At 72.0% G+C, this 15062-nt stretch carries 16 protein-coding genes; 4 read left to right on the top strand and 12 right to left on the bottom strand.

Annotated elements, in window-relative coordinates:
• Window positions 1–149: 149 nt before the first annotated feature.
• Both ABZ027_RS10140 and ABZ027_RS10135 read right to left on the bottom strand, forming a co-directional pair.
• Window positions 150–1082 (bottom strand): cyclase family protein, encoded by a 933-nt coding sequence (locus ABZ027_RS10140; RefSeq protein ID WP_356766313.1) that lies wholly within the window; start codon window positions 1080–1082, stop codon window positions 150–152.
• A gap of 85 nt (window positions 1083–1167) precedes the next feature.
• Window positions 1168–2517, bottom strand: coding sequence for a hypothetical protein (locus tag ABZ027_RS10135; RefSeq protein ID WP_356766311.1), 1350 nt, complete (start codon window positions 2515–2517; stop codon window positions 1168–1170).
• A gap of 208 nt (window positions 2518–2725) precedes the next feature.
• Here ABZ027_RS10135 and ABZ027_RS10130 point away from each other — a divergent pair, with 208 nt between their 5' ends.
• Window positions 2726–3157, top strand: a complete 432-nt coding sequence (locus tag ABZ027_RS10130; RefSeq protein ID WP_356766519.1) for a DUF6325 family protein — start codon at window positions 2726–2728, stop codon at window positions 3155–3157.
• A gap of 152 nt (window positions 3158–3309) precedes the next feature.
• On the opposite strand, the gene ABZ027_RS10125 is transcribed toward ABZ027_RS10130, so the two are convergent.
• From ABZ027_RS10125 to ABZ027_RS10105, 5 genes are all read right to left on the bottom strand, one after another.
• Complete coding sequence (locus tag ABZ027_RS10125) at window positions 3310–3858, bottom strand: gluconokinase (RefSeq protein ID WP_356766309.1); 549 nt, start codon at window positions 3856–3858, stop codon at window positions 3310–3312.
• A complete protein-coding gene (locus tag ABZ027_RS10120; protein WP_356766307.1) occupies window positions 3855–4904 on the bottom strand; it encodes a cytochrome d ubiquinol oxidase subunit II in 1050 nt (349 codons plus the stop codon). The genes ABZ027_RS10125 and ABZ027_RS10120 overlap by 4 nt, the downstream gene beginning before the upstream one ends.
• The gene (locus tag ABZ027_RS10115; protein WP_356766305.1) at window positions 4901–6352 is read right to left on the bottom strand and encodes a cytochrome ubiquinol oxidase subunit I; all 1452 of its coding nucleotides are present in this window, start codon (window positions 6350–6352) and stop codon (window positions 4901–4903) included. The genes ABZ027_RS10120 and ABZ027_RS10115 overlap by 4 nt, the downstream gene beginning before the upstream one ends.
• A gap of 51 nt (window positions 6353–6403) precedes the next feature.
• Window positions 6404–7243 carry an SDR family oxidoreductase gene (locus ABZ027_RS10110; RefSeq protein WP_356766303.1) on the bottom strand — a complete coding sequence of 280 codons (840 nt, stop codon included), beginning with the start codon at window positions 7241–7243 and terminating at the stop codon, window positions 6404–6406.
• A gap of 219 nt (window positions 7244–7462) precedes the next feature.
• Window positions 7463–7906: a hypothetical protein gene (locus ABZ027_RS10105; protein WP_356766301.1), complete on the bottom strand. Its 444-nt coding sequence runs from the start codon at window positions 7904–7906 to the stop codon at window positions 7463–7465.
• 294 nt (window positions 7907–8200) lie between these two features.
• Here ABZ027_RS10105 and ABZ027_RS10100 point away from each other — a divergent pair, with 294 nt between their 5' ends.
• On the top strand, window positions 8201–8485 hold the full coding sequence (locus tag ABZ027_RS10100) for an SHOCT domain-containing protein (protein WP_356766299.1): 285 nt from the start codon (window positions 8201–8203) through the stop codon (window positions 8483–8485).
• A 49-nt stretch (window positions 8486–8534) separates the two neighbouring features.
• On the opposite strand, the gene ABZ027_RS10095 is transcribed toward ABZ027_RS10100, so the two are convergent.
• From ABZ027_RS10095 to ABZ027_RS10085, 3 genes are read right to left on the bottom strand one after another with little or no spacing between them, the layout of a single operon-like run.
• Complete coding sequence (locus ABZ027_RS10095; RefSeq protein ID WP_356766297.1) at window positions 8535–9563, bottom strand: NAD(P)/FAD-dependent oxidoreductase; 1029 nt, start codon at window positions 9561–9563, stop codon at window positions 8535–8537.
• A complete protein-coding gene (locus ABZ027_RS10090; RefSeq protein WP_356766296.1) occupies window positions 9548–10132 on the bottom strand; it encodes an isoprenylcysteine carboxyl methyltransferase family protein in 585 nt (194 codons plus the stop codon). Before ABZ027_RS10090 ends, ABZ027_RS10095 begins: the two co-directional genes overlap by 16 nt.
• Before the next feature lie 19 nt (window positions 10133–10151).
• Window positions 10152–11264: a 3-oxoacyl-[acyl-carrier-protein] synthase III C-terminal domain-containing protein gene (locus tag ABZ027_RS10085; protein ID WP_356766294.1), complete on the bottom strand. Its 1113-nt coding sequence runs from the start codon at window positions 11262–11264 to the stop codon at window positions 10152–10154.
• 374 nt (window positions 11265–11638) lie between these two features.
• Between ABZ027_RS10085 and ABZ027_RS10080 the strand changes: the two genes are divergently transcribed.
• A complete protein-coding gene (locus tag ABZ027_RS10080; RefSeq protein WP_356766292.1) occupies window positions 11639–12520 on the top strand; it encodes a UbiA family prenyltransferase in 882 nt (293 codons plus the stop codon).
• Here ABZ027_RS10080 and ABZ027_RS10075 read toward each other — a convergent pair.
• The gene (locus ABZ027_RS10075; protein WP_356766290.1) at window positions 12453–12989 is read right to left on the bottom strand and encodes a hypothetical protein; all 537 of its coding nucleotides are present in this window, start codon (window positions 12987–12989) and stop codon (window positions 12453–12455) included. The genes ABZ027_RS10080 and ABZ027_RS10075 overlap by 68 nt on opposite strands.
• A gap of 119 nt (window positions 12990–13108) precedes the next feature.
• Window positions 13109–13837, bottom strand: coding sequence for a zf-HC2 domain-containing protein (locus ABZ027_RS10070; RefSeq protein WP_356766288.1), 729 nt, complete (start codon window positions 13835–13837; stop codon window positions 13109–13111).
• 148 nt (window positions 13838–13985) lie between these two features.
• Between ABZ027_RS10070 and ABZ027_RS10065 the strand changes: the two genes are divergently transcribed.
• Entirely contained in the window at window positions 13986–14573 is a 588-nt protein-coding gene (locus tag ABZ027_RS10065; RefSeq protein ID WP_356766287.1) for a hypothetical protein, read from the top strand.
• Window positions 14574–15062: the final 489 nt, after the last annotated feature.

Below are 15062 nucleotides of genomic sequence, written 5' to 3'. Positions count from 1 at the left end.
GCTCCGGTTCCGCCGATTGAAAAGGCCGAAAAGGTTCCAAAAGGGGCATACGGCCCGATGACCAACGTAGCCCCGGGCGATGGTTCCGGCGAGTTGAGCTGTTCGGGTGAGCACCGGCCGCCCGGCCAGGGCCTGTCGGCCGTCGGCCGTCACAGGATCGCGAGGGGGTTGACCGGGGAGCCGGTCGCCTTGGGCAGCCGGAGTGGCGCGATCACGCAGAGGAACGACCAGCGGCCTTCCTCGGCGCAGAGCGGCGCGAGGTCCTCGAACCGCAGGTAGTCGAGCAGATGCAGTCCCATCGCGTGCACGGCGAGCACATGCACCGGGTACGCGACTCCCCGTACCGCGCTGGGTGCCGTGTCGTTGTTGCCGTCGCCGCCGAGCACGGCCACCTGCCGTTCGGCCAGGAACTCCAGGGCGGTCGGATGGAGTCCGGCCCGCGCGCCGGCGACGTCCCAGGGGCCCAGCTCCTCCCGCCGTCGGCGGTGTCCGACCCGCACCAGGAGGATGTCGCCCCGGCCGACCCGGACCCCCTGCCGCGCCTCGGCGGCGACGAGGTCCTCGGCCTTCACGGCTGTTCCGGGTTCGAGCCAGGGAACACCGTGCAGCCGGGGGATGTCGAGGAGGACCCCGCGTCCGGTGATGCCGTCGCTCGCGAGGTCGACGGACAGGGCACTCGCGCCGTCCGGCGACAGCGCGTCCGCCGCCGGCCGGCCGCCGTGCAGGGTGCCGTCGTAGACGACGTGGCACAGCGCGTCGAGGTGACTGTCCACGTCGCCGTGAACGTTCATGGCGAACCGGTCCCGGGCGAATTCCAGGCCCCTCGAACCGGGATGCCCGTCGGCAGGAGCGGTGAGCCAGTGCCGGGCCGGGTCGGCGTTGTCCGGTCCGCCACGGGTGTCGACGGGTGCGCCGAGCGACACCGTACGTCCCGTCCGCACCTCGCGGACGGCCGCCAGCACCTGTTCCCCGGTGATCGTGGCCAGGGCGCCGCGGCGTGCCGCACCGCCGGGGGCCTTGGCGCTCAGACGGCGGTGGAGGTGCCGGAAGTCGGCCTCGCTCAGCTCGCTGGGCGACCACATGTCCCCACCCTGCGGCAGCCGGCGGGGCCTCGCACGCCGAGTTGCCGGGTACGGGGCCGTCAGCAGCATCGCGCTCAGCGCACGGTCAGGCGGACGGCGTGGCGACGGACGGCTGGCCGGGGGTGCCGTCGCTGTCGTCGCTGTCGTCGCTGTCCAGGAACTCGCGGATCGCGAAGGCGGCCAGGACGATCACCAGCGTCCACACCACGACCGCCACGGTCGGGTAGGTCCAGGTGAACAGCACGATCGCGGCGACCAGCAGGATCACGCCGCCGATCCACGGCTTGTAGCGGTGGACGAACCGGCCGACCGCGCCCAGCCGCAGTCCCGCCGACACGGAGACGTCCCGTAGGGCGCCGACGGCCTTGCCGCAGCCCGTACGGGTGAGGACGGCGCCCCGGGGCGGACCGACGAGGAAGGCGCCGACGGCCGTCACCAGAGCGACCGCGGCCACCACCCGTACGCCCGCGCGCAGGAACTTCACCAGCGCGTCGTACACCGCGCCGACCGCGGCCTCGGACGTCCCGGCGGGCAGATGATCGAGGTAGACGGACCGCAGGACGCTGAGGGTGATGCCGAGCAGCAGCATCGCGGCGAACACCGCCAGGGCGGCCCCGATCAGGGCCCGGCGGCGGTGCACGGCCAGGTAGACGCCCGCGGCGGCGACCAGTACGGCGATGAGGGGCAGCCAGCTGCCGACGATCTCCAGCACCCTCAGGTACCACTTGATCTCGCCGACATCCTTCGACGCGAACACCACGAACTCCGTGTGCACGGCCGGGATGGCGGCGGCCGGTGCGAATCCGGCACTGACCAGCCGGTCCTTGACCTCGGCGACGATCGGCCCGACGTCGATGGCGACCTTGCCGTTCTCGACGGACACCACGGAGTCGGACTCGCCGGTGAGGGCCTCGTCGAGCGCGCTGTGGGCCCCGCGGTTCGCGTTCACCCAGAGGGTGTCGAACGCACTGCTGGAGACCACCCGCTGGACGGTGTCGCCGACCAGGCTCTTCAGTCCGCTGGTGATCGGGCCCTTCAGGTCGCCCAGGAGTCCGGCGGCCTTCGGCGGGACGCCCTGCTGGGACGCCAGCTTCTCCAGCTCCTTGACCAGTGCCTCCACGTCGACCTGCGCCAGGACCGCCGTGGTGACCCGGTCGGTGACCGCCTTCTGTACGTCCGGATTGCTCGCCAGCGGCCCGACGGTGGCGACGTAGCGGTCCGTGTCCCGCACGATGCTGTTCGCCCAGACCGCGACGACGGCCAGCAGTGACAGCAGCGCGGCGAGGAGGATCAGCAGGACGGACCCCGTCGACCGGAACCTGTGGTGCCGCGTGGCCGGCGCCCGCCCGGTGCTCTCCAGGGCCCGCACCCGGTTCCGCAGCTCATCCAGCTCGTCCGGCTCGTCCGGGCCCGGTGGGGGTGTGCTGCTCGTCATGGTCACAGGAGACCCGCGCATATCCGGCCCCGCGACCTGGCCGGGCCTTTCGGGTCGGACACCGCACTGAGGTGCGGCGGCTCACCTCCGGTGATGCAATGGAATTCTGAGGCAGTGGGAGTTCCCGGGAATCTCCATGTCATGACCGCCGAGGGGTGACGCCGTGAGCGATGCCGTGAGTGATGCCGTGAACGATGAGTTCGCCGAAATGGGACCGATCGACTACCTGGTCGTCGAATTTCCCGGCAACCGGATGACCGGCGAGGGATTTCCGCTCCTGGTCGACCTGGTGGACCGCGGTCTCATCCGGATCCTCGATCTGCTGTTCGTCAGAAGAGAGCAGGACGGATCCGTGGTCGGCCTGGAGATCGCCGACCTCAACCGCGACGGCGCTCTGGACCTGACCGTCTTCGAGGGCGTCCGATCCGGACTGCTGGGCCAGGACGACATCGAGGAGGCGGCAGCCGCCCTGGAACCCGGCAACTCCGCCGGGATCCTGGTCTACGAGAACCTGTGGGCCGCGCCCTTCGCCACCGCCCTACGCCACGGCGGCGCGCAACTGGTCGCTTCGGGGCGGATCCCGGTACCGGCCGTCCTGGCCGCACTGGACGCCACGGATCCCGGTCAGCCGCGGGCGTAGTGGGCCACCACCGGCGCGGGCGCAGTGGCGCCGTCACCGGCCCGCCGGGCCCAGCCGGTCGCAGGTGAGGGCCTCACCTCAAGTAGGCCAATTGCGGGAACGTCGAGAGCTGGGTGATGACGGAACGTCGCCGGTCTTGGGAGTCCGGCTGCTCAGCGGGACGGGTGCTCGCCGGGAAGGCCTACGGCGGCCCGTACGCGGGTGAGTTGCGCCGGGAGGGCGGCGGTGGCGTCCAGGGTCATGCCGGGCTCGTCCGGTTCCAGGGGCTCCAGCGTGTCGAACTGCGAGTCGACCAGCCGGGCGGGCATGAAGTGGCCGGTGCGCCGGGACACTCTGTTCCACGCGGTGTCCCGGTCCAGGGCGAGGTACAGGCACCACAGCCGGGAGCGCGCGGCCGCGCGAAGTCGGTCGCGGTAGGCGCGTCTGAGGGCCGAACAGGCGACCACCAGTCCCTCGTCGGCCTCGACGGAGTGACGGATACGGTCGGCGAGGGCGCGCAACCAGGGCCCGCGGTCGGCGTCGTCGAGTGGGTGACCGGCGCTCATCTTGGCGACGTTCGCGGCTGGGTGGAAGTCGTCGCCCTCGACGAACGGCAGTCCGAGCTGCTCGGCGACCGCCTTGCCGACGGTGGTCTTCCCGGAGCCGGAGACACCCAGGACCAGCACGATCGGCGGGCCTTGGCCGGCCCCGGCCCCGGTCACCGGCTCTCGGGTTCCCGGCCGGCCGAGGTCTGCCGCAGGTCCGTCTCGGTGAGGGGTTGGAGGATTCCGCGGGTGTCCAGCCGGTAGAGCAGGATCAGCGGGGGTCCGACCAGCAGTACCGCGACCAGGGTGACCAGCAGCAGCCAGCGCAGGGTCGTGGACACGCCGGCCGCCTGGGACACGGTCAGGGAGGTGGGGATGAGATAGGGCCGCTGGGCGAGCCCCCACGCCACGACGACGAGAGCCACGCTGCCGACCGCGGTGAACCTCGCCCACCCCGTCGCCCTGCGGTACAGCAGCCCCGCGGTGATGACCGCGCAGGCGACGGCGGCCAGGACGAGGGCGAGACCGCTTCCGCTGGTCAGCCCGTCGTAGACGTACCGCGCGGCGTCGTGGGTCACGGCGAGGCCGACGACGGCCAGTACGGCGATGACGACGAGGCTGCACCAGGCCCGCAGCCGGAAGTAGCCGACGAGGTCGGGGGCGTCGAAGCGGCGGGCGTCGGCGCTGAGGAACACCGCTCCGAGGAACGCGGTCGCGGCGATGGTCAGGAGCCCGGCGATCACGGAGGTCCCGTTGGACCAGGCGTCGGCGGACGCCTTGGTGCCGGGAGTCACCCGGCCCGTGGCGAGACCCCCGACCGCCGCTCCGAGGAAGAAGGGGGTCAGCAGCGAGGAGACGGCGAACAAGGCGCCGTAGATCCTGCGCCGGGCGAGACGGCGGGTGGGTTTGCGCAGGGCGAAGCCGGCGCCGCGCAGGACGAGTCCCACGGCCGCGAGCGCCAGCGGGAGCCACATGGCCGTGAAGACCGTCTGGAACAGCACCGGGAAGCCGGTCCACATGATGACCAGGACGAAGATGAGCCAGACGTTGTTGGTCTCCCACACCGGTGCCATGGCGTGGTCGATGAGCCACCGGGGCCGTCTGCCGCGTTCGGCGCCGCCCGCGAGGAGGTCCCAGAACCCGGCGCCGTAGTCCGTGCCGCCGGCGCAGGCGTAGGCGGCCACCGCGGCCAGCAGCACCCACGCGACGACGTCCGCGATCATCGGCGTCCGTCCTCCCCGCCGGTCGTGGACAACGAGCGGGGCCCGTAGGGCGTGTCGCCCTCCAGGTCCTCGGGGGCGGCTCCCGCGAGTGCGTCCTCGTCGGCCCGCCGCCAACGTCTGCTCATCTTCAGCAGGATGGTCACGAAGGCACCGAGGACGAGTACGTAGACCACCACGACGACGCCGAACATCGCCCACAGGGATCCGGCCCGGGTGTCCGTCACCGCCTCCGAGACCCGCATGTGCTGGTAGACGATCCAGGGCTGGCGGCCCACCTCGGTGGTGATCCAGCCGCACTCCACGGTCAGCAGACAGGCGGCCCCGGCGAGCGCGGCGCACCGGAAGAACCACGGCGACCTGGGCAGGTCATGGCGGCGCAGCCGGCACCAGCCGTACCAGAGCGCGAGCAGCACGAGCAGGCTTCCGATGCTCACCATGATGTCGAACGCCCAGTGCGCGATGGTGGCCTGAGTCGCCGTCGGGCGGTCGCTCGCGGGGACCGACGTCAGTCCGGTCACCTTGGTGTCGGGGCTGAATCCCGCGAGGATCGAGTCCAGTTGGGGGATCTTGATCCCGCCGGAGATCGAACCGTCGGGGTGCAGGCGCCCGAACAGGTACTCCGGCACACGGGTGTCGGTCTTCCAGACGATCTCGGTGGCCGCGAACTTGACGGGCTGCTTGTGGAAGACGGAGCGGGCGATCGAGTCGCCGAGCACGAACTGCACGGGCGTGAGGATCGCGGCGACCGAGAACGGCACGGTGAAGCCGAGCCGGTGGTAGCGGTCCCGGCGGCCCCGCAGCCAGCCGACCGCGTACACCCCGGCGACCACGTATCCGGCGGTCAGGACCACGCCGACCACGAAGTGCCAGTACTCCGGTCCGAACATCGGCGTGAAGACCGCCCGCCGCACGTCGACGTCCACGGGGTTGCCGAACCGGTCGAGCGTGAAGCCGCGCGGGGTGTTCATCCAGGCGTTCGCGGCCAGGATGCCGAAAGCGCCCATGAGGGCGGCGAGCGGCAGGGGCGCTCCGAGCCAGAAGTGCGTCCACGGCTTGAGCCTGCGCCAGCCGTACAGGTAGATCGCGATGAGGATCGCCTCGAGGAAGAACGCCCACGCCTCGATCCCGAAGCCGAGGCCGAAGACATCGCCCCACCGTCCCATCATGCCCGGCCACAGCAGACCGAACTCGAAGGAGAGCACCGTGCCGGTGACGATCCCGATGGCGAACTGGACGGCCATCACCGACGACCAGCGCCGGGCGAGCAGGAGGGCGACGGCGTCGCCCTTTCGCAGCCCGCGGTAATGCATCAGGAGGGTGATGGCGGGCAGGGCCACACCGAAGGGCACGAGCAGGATGTGGGAGCCCAGGGTGAAGGCCATCAGCTCCCGGGCCGGCAGCAGTTGTGCGGGGCCGTCCGCCAGAACGTGGTCGATCGCGCTGTTCACATGGGCCTCGGGGCTCGAACCGGATGGCTGCGGAGTGCGGGGAAGCGAGCGTCAGCCACCCGTGGCGAACCCGGGGAACAGCGTCATGCCGCCGTCCACGTAGAGCGTGGTCCCCACGACGTAGTCGAAGAGGTCGGACGCCAGGGCGGCGACCGCGTTCGCGATGTCGTCGGGGTCGCCGACGCGGCGGTAGGGCACCAGTCGCAGCAGGTCGGCCTCGGCCTCGGGGGTGTCCCAGGCGCTGCGGTTGATGGGGGTGCGGATCGCCCCGGGAGCGACGGCGTTGACCCGGATCCCGTGCGGCGCGAGTTCCTGGGCGAGGGTCGTCATCAGCATCTGCACGCCGCCCTTGGACGCCGCGTAGTTCGCGTGGCCCGCCCAGGGGATGATCTGGTGGACCGAACTCATGCAGATGATCTTCCCCGCGGACCGGGAGACCTCCGGTACGACACCGCGCCGCATGAACTCCTTGGCGGCCTCGCGGGCGCACAGGAACTGTCCGGTCAGATTGACGTCCAGCACCTTGCGCCACTGGTCCACGGTCATCTCGGTGATGGCGGCGTCGCGCTGGAGGCCCGCGTTCGCCACCATGACGTCGATGGTCCCGAACTCCTTGACCATCCGGGACACCATGTCGACGACCTGGTCCTCCTGCGACACGTCCGCCTCGTGCGCATAGGCACGGACACCGAAGGCCTCGATCTCGCGCACCACCTCTTCAGCGGAGTCCCGCCCCGCCACGTAATTCACCACCACATCGGCGCCCACCCGTCCGAGAGCGATCGCGGTGGCTTTGCCGATACCGGAATTCGCGCCCGTCACCAGCGCCTTCTGTCCCTTGAGGAGCTGGAACGCGGGCGGCTGCGAACCGTCACTTCCGCTGGTTTCCACTCGTGTCTCCCTGTGAGTGCCGAGGCGGACATCGCGGAACTCGTGGAGATCTCGGATCCGCCCGACAACGAAATCACAGGTGAGTCAGTACGGCATGGTGGCGCGTCTCCGGTCAGTCACTCGGGGTGCCGTCCCGCGCCGAACGGCGCAATCCCCGTACACCGGATGCACAACGGCGCGGTCGAGCAGGACAGGCCCTGATGGTCGAAGAGGAAGGCTCTAATCGAGGCGGGACTCCCGGCCAGTTCCGCGCGTTCCGACGCACAGCGCCCAGATGACGAAGGCGTCCACGGCGATCAGCACGATGGACCACACGGGCTGGTACGGCAGCCACATGAAGTTGGCGATCATCGCCAGGCCGGCCAGGACGATTCCGATCACCCGGGCCCACATCCGCCCGCCGAACACGGCCACGCCGGCGAGGGCCACCAGGAGGCCGAGGACGAGGTGGATCCAGCCCCAGCTCGTCAGGTTGAAGTTGTAGGCGTAGTCGTTGGTGACGACGAAAACGTCGCGGTCATTGGCTATGGCGGCAATTCCCTGGAATATCGCCATCACTCCGCCGAAGATCATCATGACCCCGGCGAAGCCGGTCCAGCCGGCCACCCACGCCCCTTCACTGCTACTGCCGGCACCGCTTCGGTGCATTCCGGTCGTGGCCATTTCGGGCTCCTCCCACATAGACCTCGCCGACCTCGCCACTGTGGTTTCTGTGTGGCCGACGGCCCACATATCAGCTTGGCACGAGAATCGCGGACCGGCATTACACCGACGATTACGCGGGACAGGGCCTGGGCCGAGGTGCGGGGAAAGTCCGCCGGTGATGGAATGGGAGGGCCCGGTGTGCCCGGGAATTGCGCGTCGGTCGGGGAGCTGTTTGTCTCTCGTGCGGAGCTGTTTGTCTCTCGTGCCTTCCGCATCCCGCCGACTCCCGCCCCCGCGAGGAAGGAAACCGCCGTGCCAGGTCTGATCCGCGGGGTCGCCCGCACAGCCGTGGTGGCCGGTACAGCGACCGCCGTGTCCAACCGTGTGTCCCGCCGCCAGCAGGGGCGGTGGGCCGAGCAGGCCTATCAGGAGGCCCCGCAGCAGCCGGTGCGGTACTCCGAGCCCGCTGCCGCCCCACCGGCCGACGAGATGAGCAGCAAGATCGATCAGCTGAAGCAGCTCGGTGAGCTCAAGTCTCAGGGTGTCCTGACCGAGGCGGAGTTCGAGGCCCAGAAGAGCCGGATCCTCAGCTCCTGACGCGGCTGCCGACCGGCGCGGTGACGAAACGGCGCGCCTCAGGCGTGCTTCACGCCAGGCCGTTGACCAGCCCGGTGAACAGCGAGGGCAGGCGTACGGCGGCGGGGACGATCAGACGGGCGGCCCCGGGGCGGGCGCGCAGGCGCACCAGGGTCTCGGTGAGCAGGCGGTGTCGCCGTGAGGCCCTGCGCCAGGCGTGTTCGTACGCCAGGGGCCGGTCCTCGCGCACGCAGCGGACGAGCTGGGCGGCGCCGGCCAGGGCCAGGGAGATGCCTTCGCCGGTGAGAGCGTCGACGTAGCCTGCGGCATCACCGACCAGCAGGATCCGTCCGGCCACCCGGGCGCGGACCCGTTGTCGCAGTGGTCCGGCGCCGCGTACGGCGGTCGAGGCGGCCGTGGGCAGGCGGGCGGCCAGCGACGGGAATCCCCTGAGCTGCACGTCGAACGGTGCCCGTTCCCCGGTGAGGATGGCCACCCCGAGCAGTTGGGGCCCCAGCGGGGTGACGTAGGCCTCGGCTCGCGCGGACCAGTGCACCTCGACGTGGTCGGTCCAGGGCGTGAGGGTGAAGTGTCTGCGCAGCCCGTAGCGGGGTGGGCGCGGGTCGGGCAGGCCCAGGCCGAGGTGTCGGCGGACGGGCGAGTGCAGGCCGTCGGCGGCGGCGAGGTAGCGGGCCCGCAGCCCGGCCGCGGTGACGCTGTCGGCGTGCTGCCGGACCATCGCCGCGTCGATCTTGACCGGGTGCACGGGGACGCCCAGCTCCGCCGCCCGCCGGGCCAGCGCCGCGTGCAGGTCCGTTCGCCGCACGCCGAGGCCGAGTCCGTGCCGGAAGGCGGCCTCGGCGTGCCCGGCGTCGCCCTCGGCGGTGAGGTACCGGATGCCGCGCAGCGGGTGCCCGGGCGGGGCGACGCCCAGGTCGGCGAGGGCCCGCACCGCGCCCGGCATCAGCCCTTCGCCGCAGGCCTTGTCGACCGGCGTCGGCCGGGGTTCGGCGACGGCCACGTCGAGTCCGGCGCGGGCGGCGTGGATCGCGGTGGCGAGTCCGGCCGGGCCGCCGCCGACGATCAGGAGGTCGAGCACGTCGGGTCCGTGGAGGCCTTGGAGTCCGTGGCGGCCGTGGCGGCCTTGGCGGTCGGAGGTGGGGCGGACTGTGCCAGGGCCGCGTTCTCGCAGCGCAGCCGGACGGCCAGGAGGGGCAGGTTGAGCAGGGTGAAGGCGGCCGCGGTCAGCCAGGCCCCGTGGACCAGCGGCAGGGCGAATCCCTCCACGACCACGGCGACGTAGTTGGGGTGGCGCAGCAGCCGGTAGGGTCCGGCGCTGACCAGCGGCAGGCCGGGGACGACGATGACGCGGGTGTTCCAGCGCGGTCCGAGGGTGCTGATGCACCACCAGCGCAGTGCCTGCGCGCCGAGCGTGAGGGCCAGCATCGGCCAGCCCAGCAGCGGCTGGAAGGGCGCCGGGGCGAGCTGGGTCTCGGCGAGGCAGCCGGCCAGCAGTCCGGTGTGCAGGGCGACCATCACCGGGTAGTGGCCGTCCCCGTACGCCACTCCGCCGCGCGCTCGGCTCCAGGCGGCGTTGCGGCGTGCGACGACGAGTTCGGCGATCCGCTCGGCGGCCACCAGCAGGATCAGCACGGTGTAAGCGGTCATGTGAGCGGTCATCCCTCACCTACCAGCGCAGGAGCACGAGTTCGGATCCGATGCCCGGCCCGAGCGCCACCATCAGGCCGGGGCTGCCGGGCGGGGGCGGGCGCAGGTCCAGGGTGTCGCGCAGGATGTGCAGGACGGAGGCGGAGGAGAGGTTGCCGACCTTGGCGAGGGAGCGCCAGGCAAACTCCATCGAGTCGGCGCTGAGGCCGAGTGTCTCCTGGAGCGCCTCCAGCACCTTGGGGCCCCCGGGGTGGCAGACCCAGCCGGTGATGTCGTCGGGCTTGAGGTCGTGCGCGGACAGGAAGGAGCGCACCTCCTCGCCCACGTGGAGCCGGACCAGTTCCGGCAGTTCGGCGCCGAGGACGATCCCGAAGCCGCCGTCGCGGATGTCCCAGCCGAGGGCGCCCTCGGTGCCGGGGTACAGGCGGCTGCGGCCGGCCACCACCTCGGGTCCGGCGTACTCCTGGTGGCGGGGGTGGTTCCGGCCGACGGCGACCAGGGCGGCGGCGCCGTCACCGAAGAGCGCCCCGGCCACCATGTTCTGCGTGGAGATGTCGCCGCGCTGCAGGGTGAGGGAGCACAGCTCGACCGAGAGCAGCACCGCGACCTGGTCCGGGTGGCCGAGCAGGTAGTCGTGGACCCGGGCCAGCCCGGCGGCTCCGGCCGCGCAGCCCAGGCCGAACACGGGAACCCGCTTCACGTCGGGCCGCAGCCCCAGGCGCCCGGCCAGTCTGGCCTCCAGTGACGGGGCCGCGATTCCGGTGACCGAGGTGGCGAAGACGAAGGCCACGTCGTGCGCGCTCAGTCCGGCCTGGTCCAGGGCGTTTCGCAGGGCTTGCTCGCCGAGCCGCAGGCCCTCCTCGATGAACAGGTCGTTGGCCTGGCCGAAGCCGTCCAGCTGGGCGTACCGCTCCAGGGGCAGGGCGAGGTGCCGGGTGCGGACACAGGCCGCGGCGTGCAGGCGGTCCAGCATGCCCCGGCCGCGCTCCGGGGCACCGGCTCCGGCTCCGGCTCCGGCTCCGGCTCCGGCACCGGCTCCGGGACGGCGCATCGCCGCGAACGCGTCGGTGATCTCGCGCTGGTGGTAGCGGTGGGCCGGTAGCACTCCGTCAACAGCGGCGATACGCGTCATCCGGCCAGGATAGGGATGATCATGAGGAATCCTCGCCTAGTTCACATCACCGGCATTTCGTGTGGGTGGCGGCGGAGGGTGCGAGTCGACCGCGCCCATGGCCTGTCCGGCGGATCAGCCTGTCCGGCGGATCAGGTCGCAGGAAATCGACGGCTCCCTGGCGACGCGGGTGAGCGGGGCGTGGTGCGTGCGGTTGCACGGCGGAGGAGGGGCGGCGGCGCGATGGGCCCCCGCGCGAGCGCAGCCAGGCGCGTGAGGGCGGCAACCGACGGCAACACCGCAGACCGGCGTGCCGGGCCATGCGTCTACGGCGCTCGGCGTGCCGGGCCCCGCGTCTGCGGTGTGATCCGCCGGACAGGCCCTAGCATGCGGGCGTGCGCAGCGTCGGAGTTTCCGCGACGAGCCCGGCCGGGGCGGAGCCCCGCCGCCGTGGGCCCGGGCTCGGGCTCGGGTTGCTGTCGGCCGCTCATCCCGCGCCGTCGGTGGCGGTGACCGTGGTGGTCACCGCGCTGGCCGCCGCGTCCGGGCGGGGCGGCGCCGGTACGGCGCTGATCGCGGCGGCGGTGCTCACCGGGCAGCTGTCGGTGGGCTGGAGCAACGACCTGATCGACGCCGACCGGGACATGGCCGCGACCCGCCGTGACAAGCCCCTGGCGAGTGGGGTGGTCTCCGTGCGGGCGGTGACGATCGCGGCGGGCTGCGCCCTCGCGGCCTGTATGCCGCTCTCCCTCGCGAACGGGTGGCAGGCGGGAAGCGCGCATCTGGTCGGCGTGGCCGCGGCCTGGGGATACAACCTCGGCGCCAAGCGCACGGTCTGGTCGTGGCTGCCGTACGCGGTCGCCTTCGGTCTGCTGCCCGCGTTCGTCACCCTCTCGCTGCCGGGGGCCCCGTGGCCGCACTGGTGGGCGTCGGCCGGCGCCGCGCTGCTGGGGGTGGGCGCCCACGCCGCGAACGTCCTGCCGGACATCGACGACGACCTCGCCGCGGACATCCGCGGCCTGCCGCAACGCGGCGGCCACCGCGGCGCGCGGACGCTGGCCGCGGCGGCACTGGCCGCGGGGTCGGCCGTGCTGGTCCTGGGCCCGGCCGGACCCGTCGGCATCCCCGCGCGAGCCGGGCTCGCGGTGACCTGCGCGCTCTCGCTCGCCGTCGCCCTGTGGCCGGCCGGGCGGAGCCGGGCCCCCTTCCTCATCTGCCTGGGCCTGGCCGCCTGCGATGTCGCCCTTCTGCTGCTCCGCGGCGCGCTTCTGGCCTAGGGCCTCGCCGTCGTGCGCGTCGGAGGACGGCGAGGATCAGCCCCGCCGCGGCGGTGAGCGTGGCCACTGCCTCGGCGATGGCGGACGCGGTCTTCTCCGGGTACCAGAGGGGGTCGTACATGTCGGGCAGCGGCCCCAGGGTGCCGACGTCGACGTACTGGTAGAGCAGCACCGCGCCAAGACCGGCGGCGGCGACCAGCAGCGCGTACGCCCATACGAGGGGCCGGGTGCCGAACAGGACCAGCAGCAGGGCGGCCAGTGCCGCGGCGCCGGCCTCGACGCGGAACAGGTCGCCCTGGCCGATCGTCCGGCTGACCGGGTCGTAGGTCGCGGCGAGGTCGGCGTGCACGTAGGCGTCCACCGCGAGACCGGCTGCGGTGAGCAGGCGAAGCACCCACAGGCAGATGCTCAGGGCGGGGGTCCGCCGTACCCGGGGCGAGGTGTCCGGGTGGGGTCCGAGGGCTGTCATCGACGCCTCCTCCTCTGTCCGCGCCCCCTACCAGGGGTACGTGTCAGGACACCTGGCCGTTCATCGATATGTCGACCTTTTGAGCACGCAGGCCGCCTCGCTTGGTGATCAGGTTCCGTTCACCGGGGTCGCAGCTCGACAAGAAGCCGACCCGAGCTGGTGACGACGTCCATGCGGGCGATGTCCCGCACGCCGAGCGAGGACGATCCCGGGACGCTGACCGCGGGGGCGTAGCCGGACGTCCAGCTGGCAGCCGTCTCGGTGCGACCGTCGCGGGCGTGCACCACCAGGCGGCAGTCGGCCGGGGGCAGCCCCGACAGACGGAGCCGGATCGACGTGCCGGCCGGGTCAGGGGTGAGCGTGGCGGAGGCGGTGACGTGGGTGGACGGGTCGGCGGTGGAGAGCGTGACCGCCGGCGGGACCGCCGCGGGGTGCGGGTCCTGCGTGCTCAGGTAGATGCCGACGCCCGAGACGGCGGCCGCTGCCGCGAGCGCGCAGGCGATCAGGGCCCGGCGGACCCTCGCGCGCCGTACCACGCGGGACACGGCCCGAGCCGTACCGATCCGCTCGGGCACCGCGACCGGGGTGTAGCGGTCCGCGGCAGTACGGGCCGCGGGGTCACCGGCCGGACCGGTGGGCGAGGCCTGCGCGGCGTGCGCGGCGCGCTCCGCCCTCCGCAGTTCCTCGGCGCGCAGCGGCGGCAGGAGTCCGACCAGCGGCGCCAGTTCGATCAGCTCGGCGCGGCAGTCCGCACAGCGGGCCACATGCCGCTCCACCACCGCGCGGTCCGCCGGCTCCAAGACCCCCAGCAGGTAGGCGCCGAGAGCGAGGTTCTCGCGACACGCCATCGCGTCGTCACCTCACCTCCACCCCCCCTACCGAATGACAGCCGCCCCCAACCGAATGACTGCCGCCCCTCACCGAATGACAGCCCAGAGCTGAACAAACTGGGACTAACCAACGTATCTGACTACAGACCCACCCAAGGGTGGGCCGGTGGACCAGCCCTACCGCACCCTCGCGGCAGGGGGTTCCAGCGGAAAGAAGGACGTCATGAACCGCGCCGCCATCATCGCCGCGACCGCGACCGCCGTCGCGGCCTTCGCCGCCGGATGCGGAAGCTCCTACAGCGGCAACTCATCGGCTCCGTCCAGCAGCTCGGCACCCGCCACCAGCGGATCCGTCACCCTGCGGACACACAGCTCCCCCCTCGGCCCGATCCTCGTCGACGGATCCGGCCGGACCCTGTACCTGTTCGAGGCCGACAGCGGTACCACCTCGCACTGCTACGGCACCTGCGCCCAGGCCTGGCCGCCGGACACCACCACCGGACACCCCAGCGCCAACGGCCTGAAGGCCGCCCTGGTCGGCACCACCTCACGGAGCGACCACACCACCCAGGTCACCTACAACGGGCACCCCCTCTACCGCTTCGCCGAGGACGAGAAGCCCGGCGACATCGAGGGCCAGGGCAGCACGGCCTTCGGGGGCGCCTGGTACGTGGTCAGCCCGGGCGGCACCCCGATCACCGGCACCGCACCCAGCACTTCCCCGAGTGACTCGGGAGGCGGCAACGGCTACTGACTTCTCGTGCGCAACGAGGAAACAGACCCTCCCAGCCTGAGCTCGATGCAATCTTCTGTTGAATCCTGTCCGGACCATTGTCCGACTGCGTGAGCTCCTGTAGCACTGTGCGCGGAGCTGTTCCCTCCATTCCCCGCGCATCCCCGGGAGAGCGCATGTCCCAATCCCCATGGAGTCGTGCAACCAGACTGGGCGGCGTGGCCTTCGCCGCCGTCCTGCTGCTGTCGGCCACAGCCAGAGCCGGGGCCGACGAGGCACCCGCCGCGGACACCACCACCGCCACCGCAACGACCATCACCGTGGACGACTCCGTCCAGGGGAGCGGCCGGGACCAGTTCGACTACCACGGTTCCGGCTGGGGTCACGCGAGCGGCGAGGGCGCGCCCGCCAACCCCTATGAGGGCACGAACAGTTGGACCGAGACCACCGGCGACTCGGTCGACTTCGCCTTCACCGGCACCCAGCTCACCTTCCACGCGATCACCGACC

It is taken from the genome of Streptomyces sp. NPDC006332 (assembly GCF_040612855.1).
In the GTDB taxonomy this organism is placed as follows: domain Bacteria; phylum Actinomycetota; class Actinomycetes; order Streptomycetales; family Streptomycetaceae; genus Streptomyces.
The sequence above is the reverse complement of the archived record's forward strand: the minus strand, read 5'-3'. Positions and strand labels throughout refer to the sequence as shown.

Coding starts and splice junctions, on each gene's coding strand:
- ABZ027_RS10140 (WP_356766313.1), bottom strand. CDS start 1,082: ATGTGGTCGCCCAGCGAGCTGAGCGAGGCCGACTTCCGGCACCTCCAC.
- ABZ027_RS10135 (WP_356766311.1), bottom strand. CDS start 2,517: ATGACGAGCAGCACACCCCCACCGGGCCCGGACGAGCCGGACGAGCTG.
- ABZ027_RS10130 (WP_356766519.1), top strand. CDS start 2,726: ATGGGACCGATCGACTACCTGGTCGTCGAATTTCCCGGCAACCGGATG.
- ABZ027_RS10120 (WP_356766307.1), bottom strand. CDS start 4,904: ATGATCGCGGACGTCGTCGCGTGGGTGCTGCTGGCCGCGGTGGCCGCC.
- ABZ027_RS10105 (WP_356766301.1), bottom strand. CDS start 7,906: ATGGCCACGACCGGAATGCACCGAAGCGGTGCCGGCAGTAGCAGTGAA.
- ABZ027_RS10090 (WP_356766296.1), bottom strand. CDS start 10,132: ATGACCGCTTACACCGTGCTGATCCTGCTGGTGGCCGCCGAGCGGATC.
- ABZ027_RS10085 (WP_356766294.1), bottom strand. CDS start 11,264: ATGACGCGTATCGCCGCTGTTGACGGAGTGCTACCGGCCCACCGCTAC.
- ABZ027_RS10075 (WP_356766290.1), bottom strand. CDS start 12,989: ATGACAGCCCTCGGACCCCACCCGGACACCTCGCCCCGGGTACGGCGG.
- ABZ027_RS10070 (WP_356766288.1), bottom strand. CDS start 13,837: ATGGCGTGTCGCGAGAACCTCGCTCTCGGCGCCTACCTGCTGGGGGTC.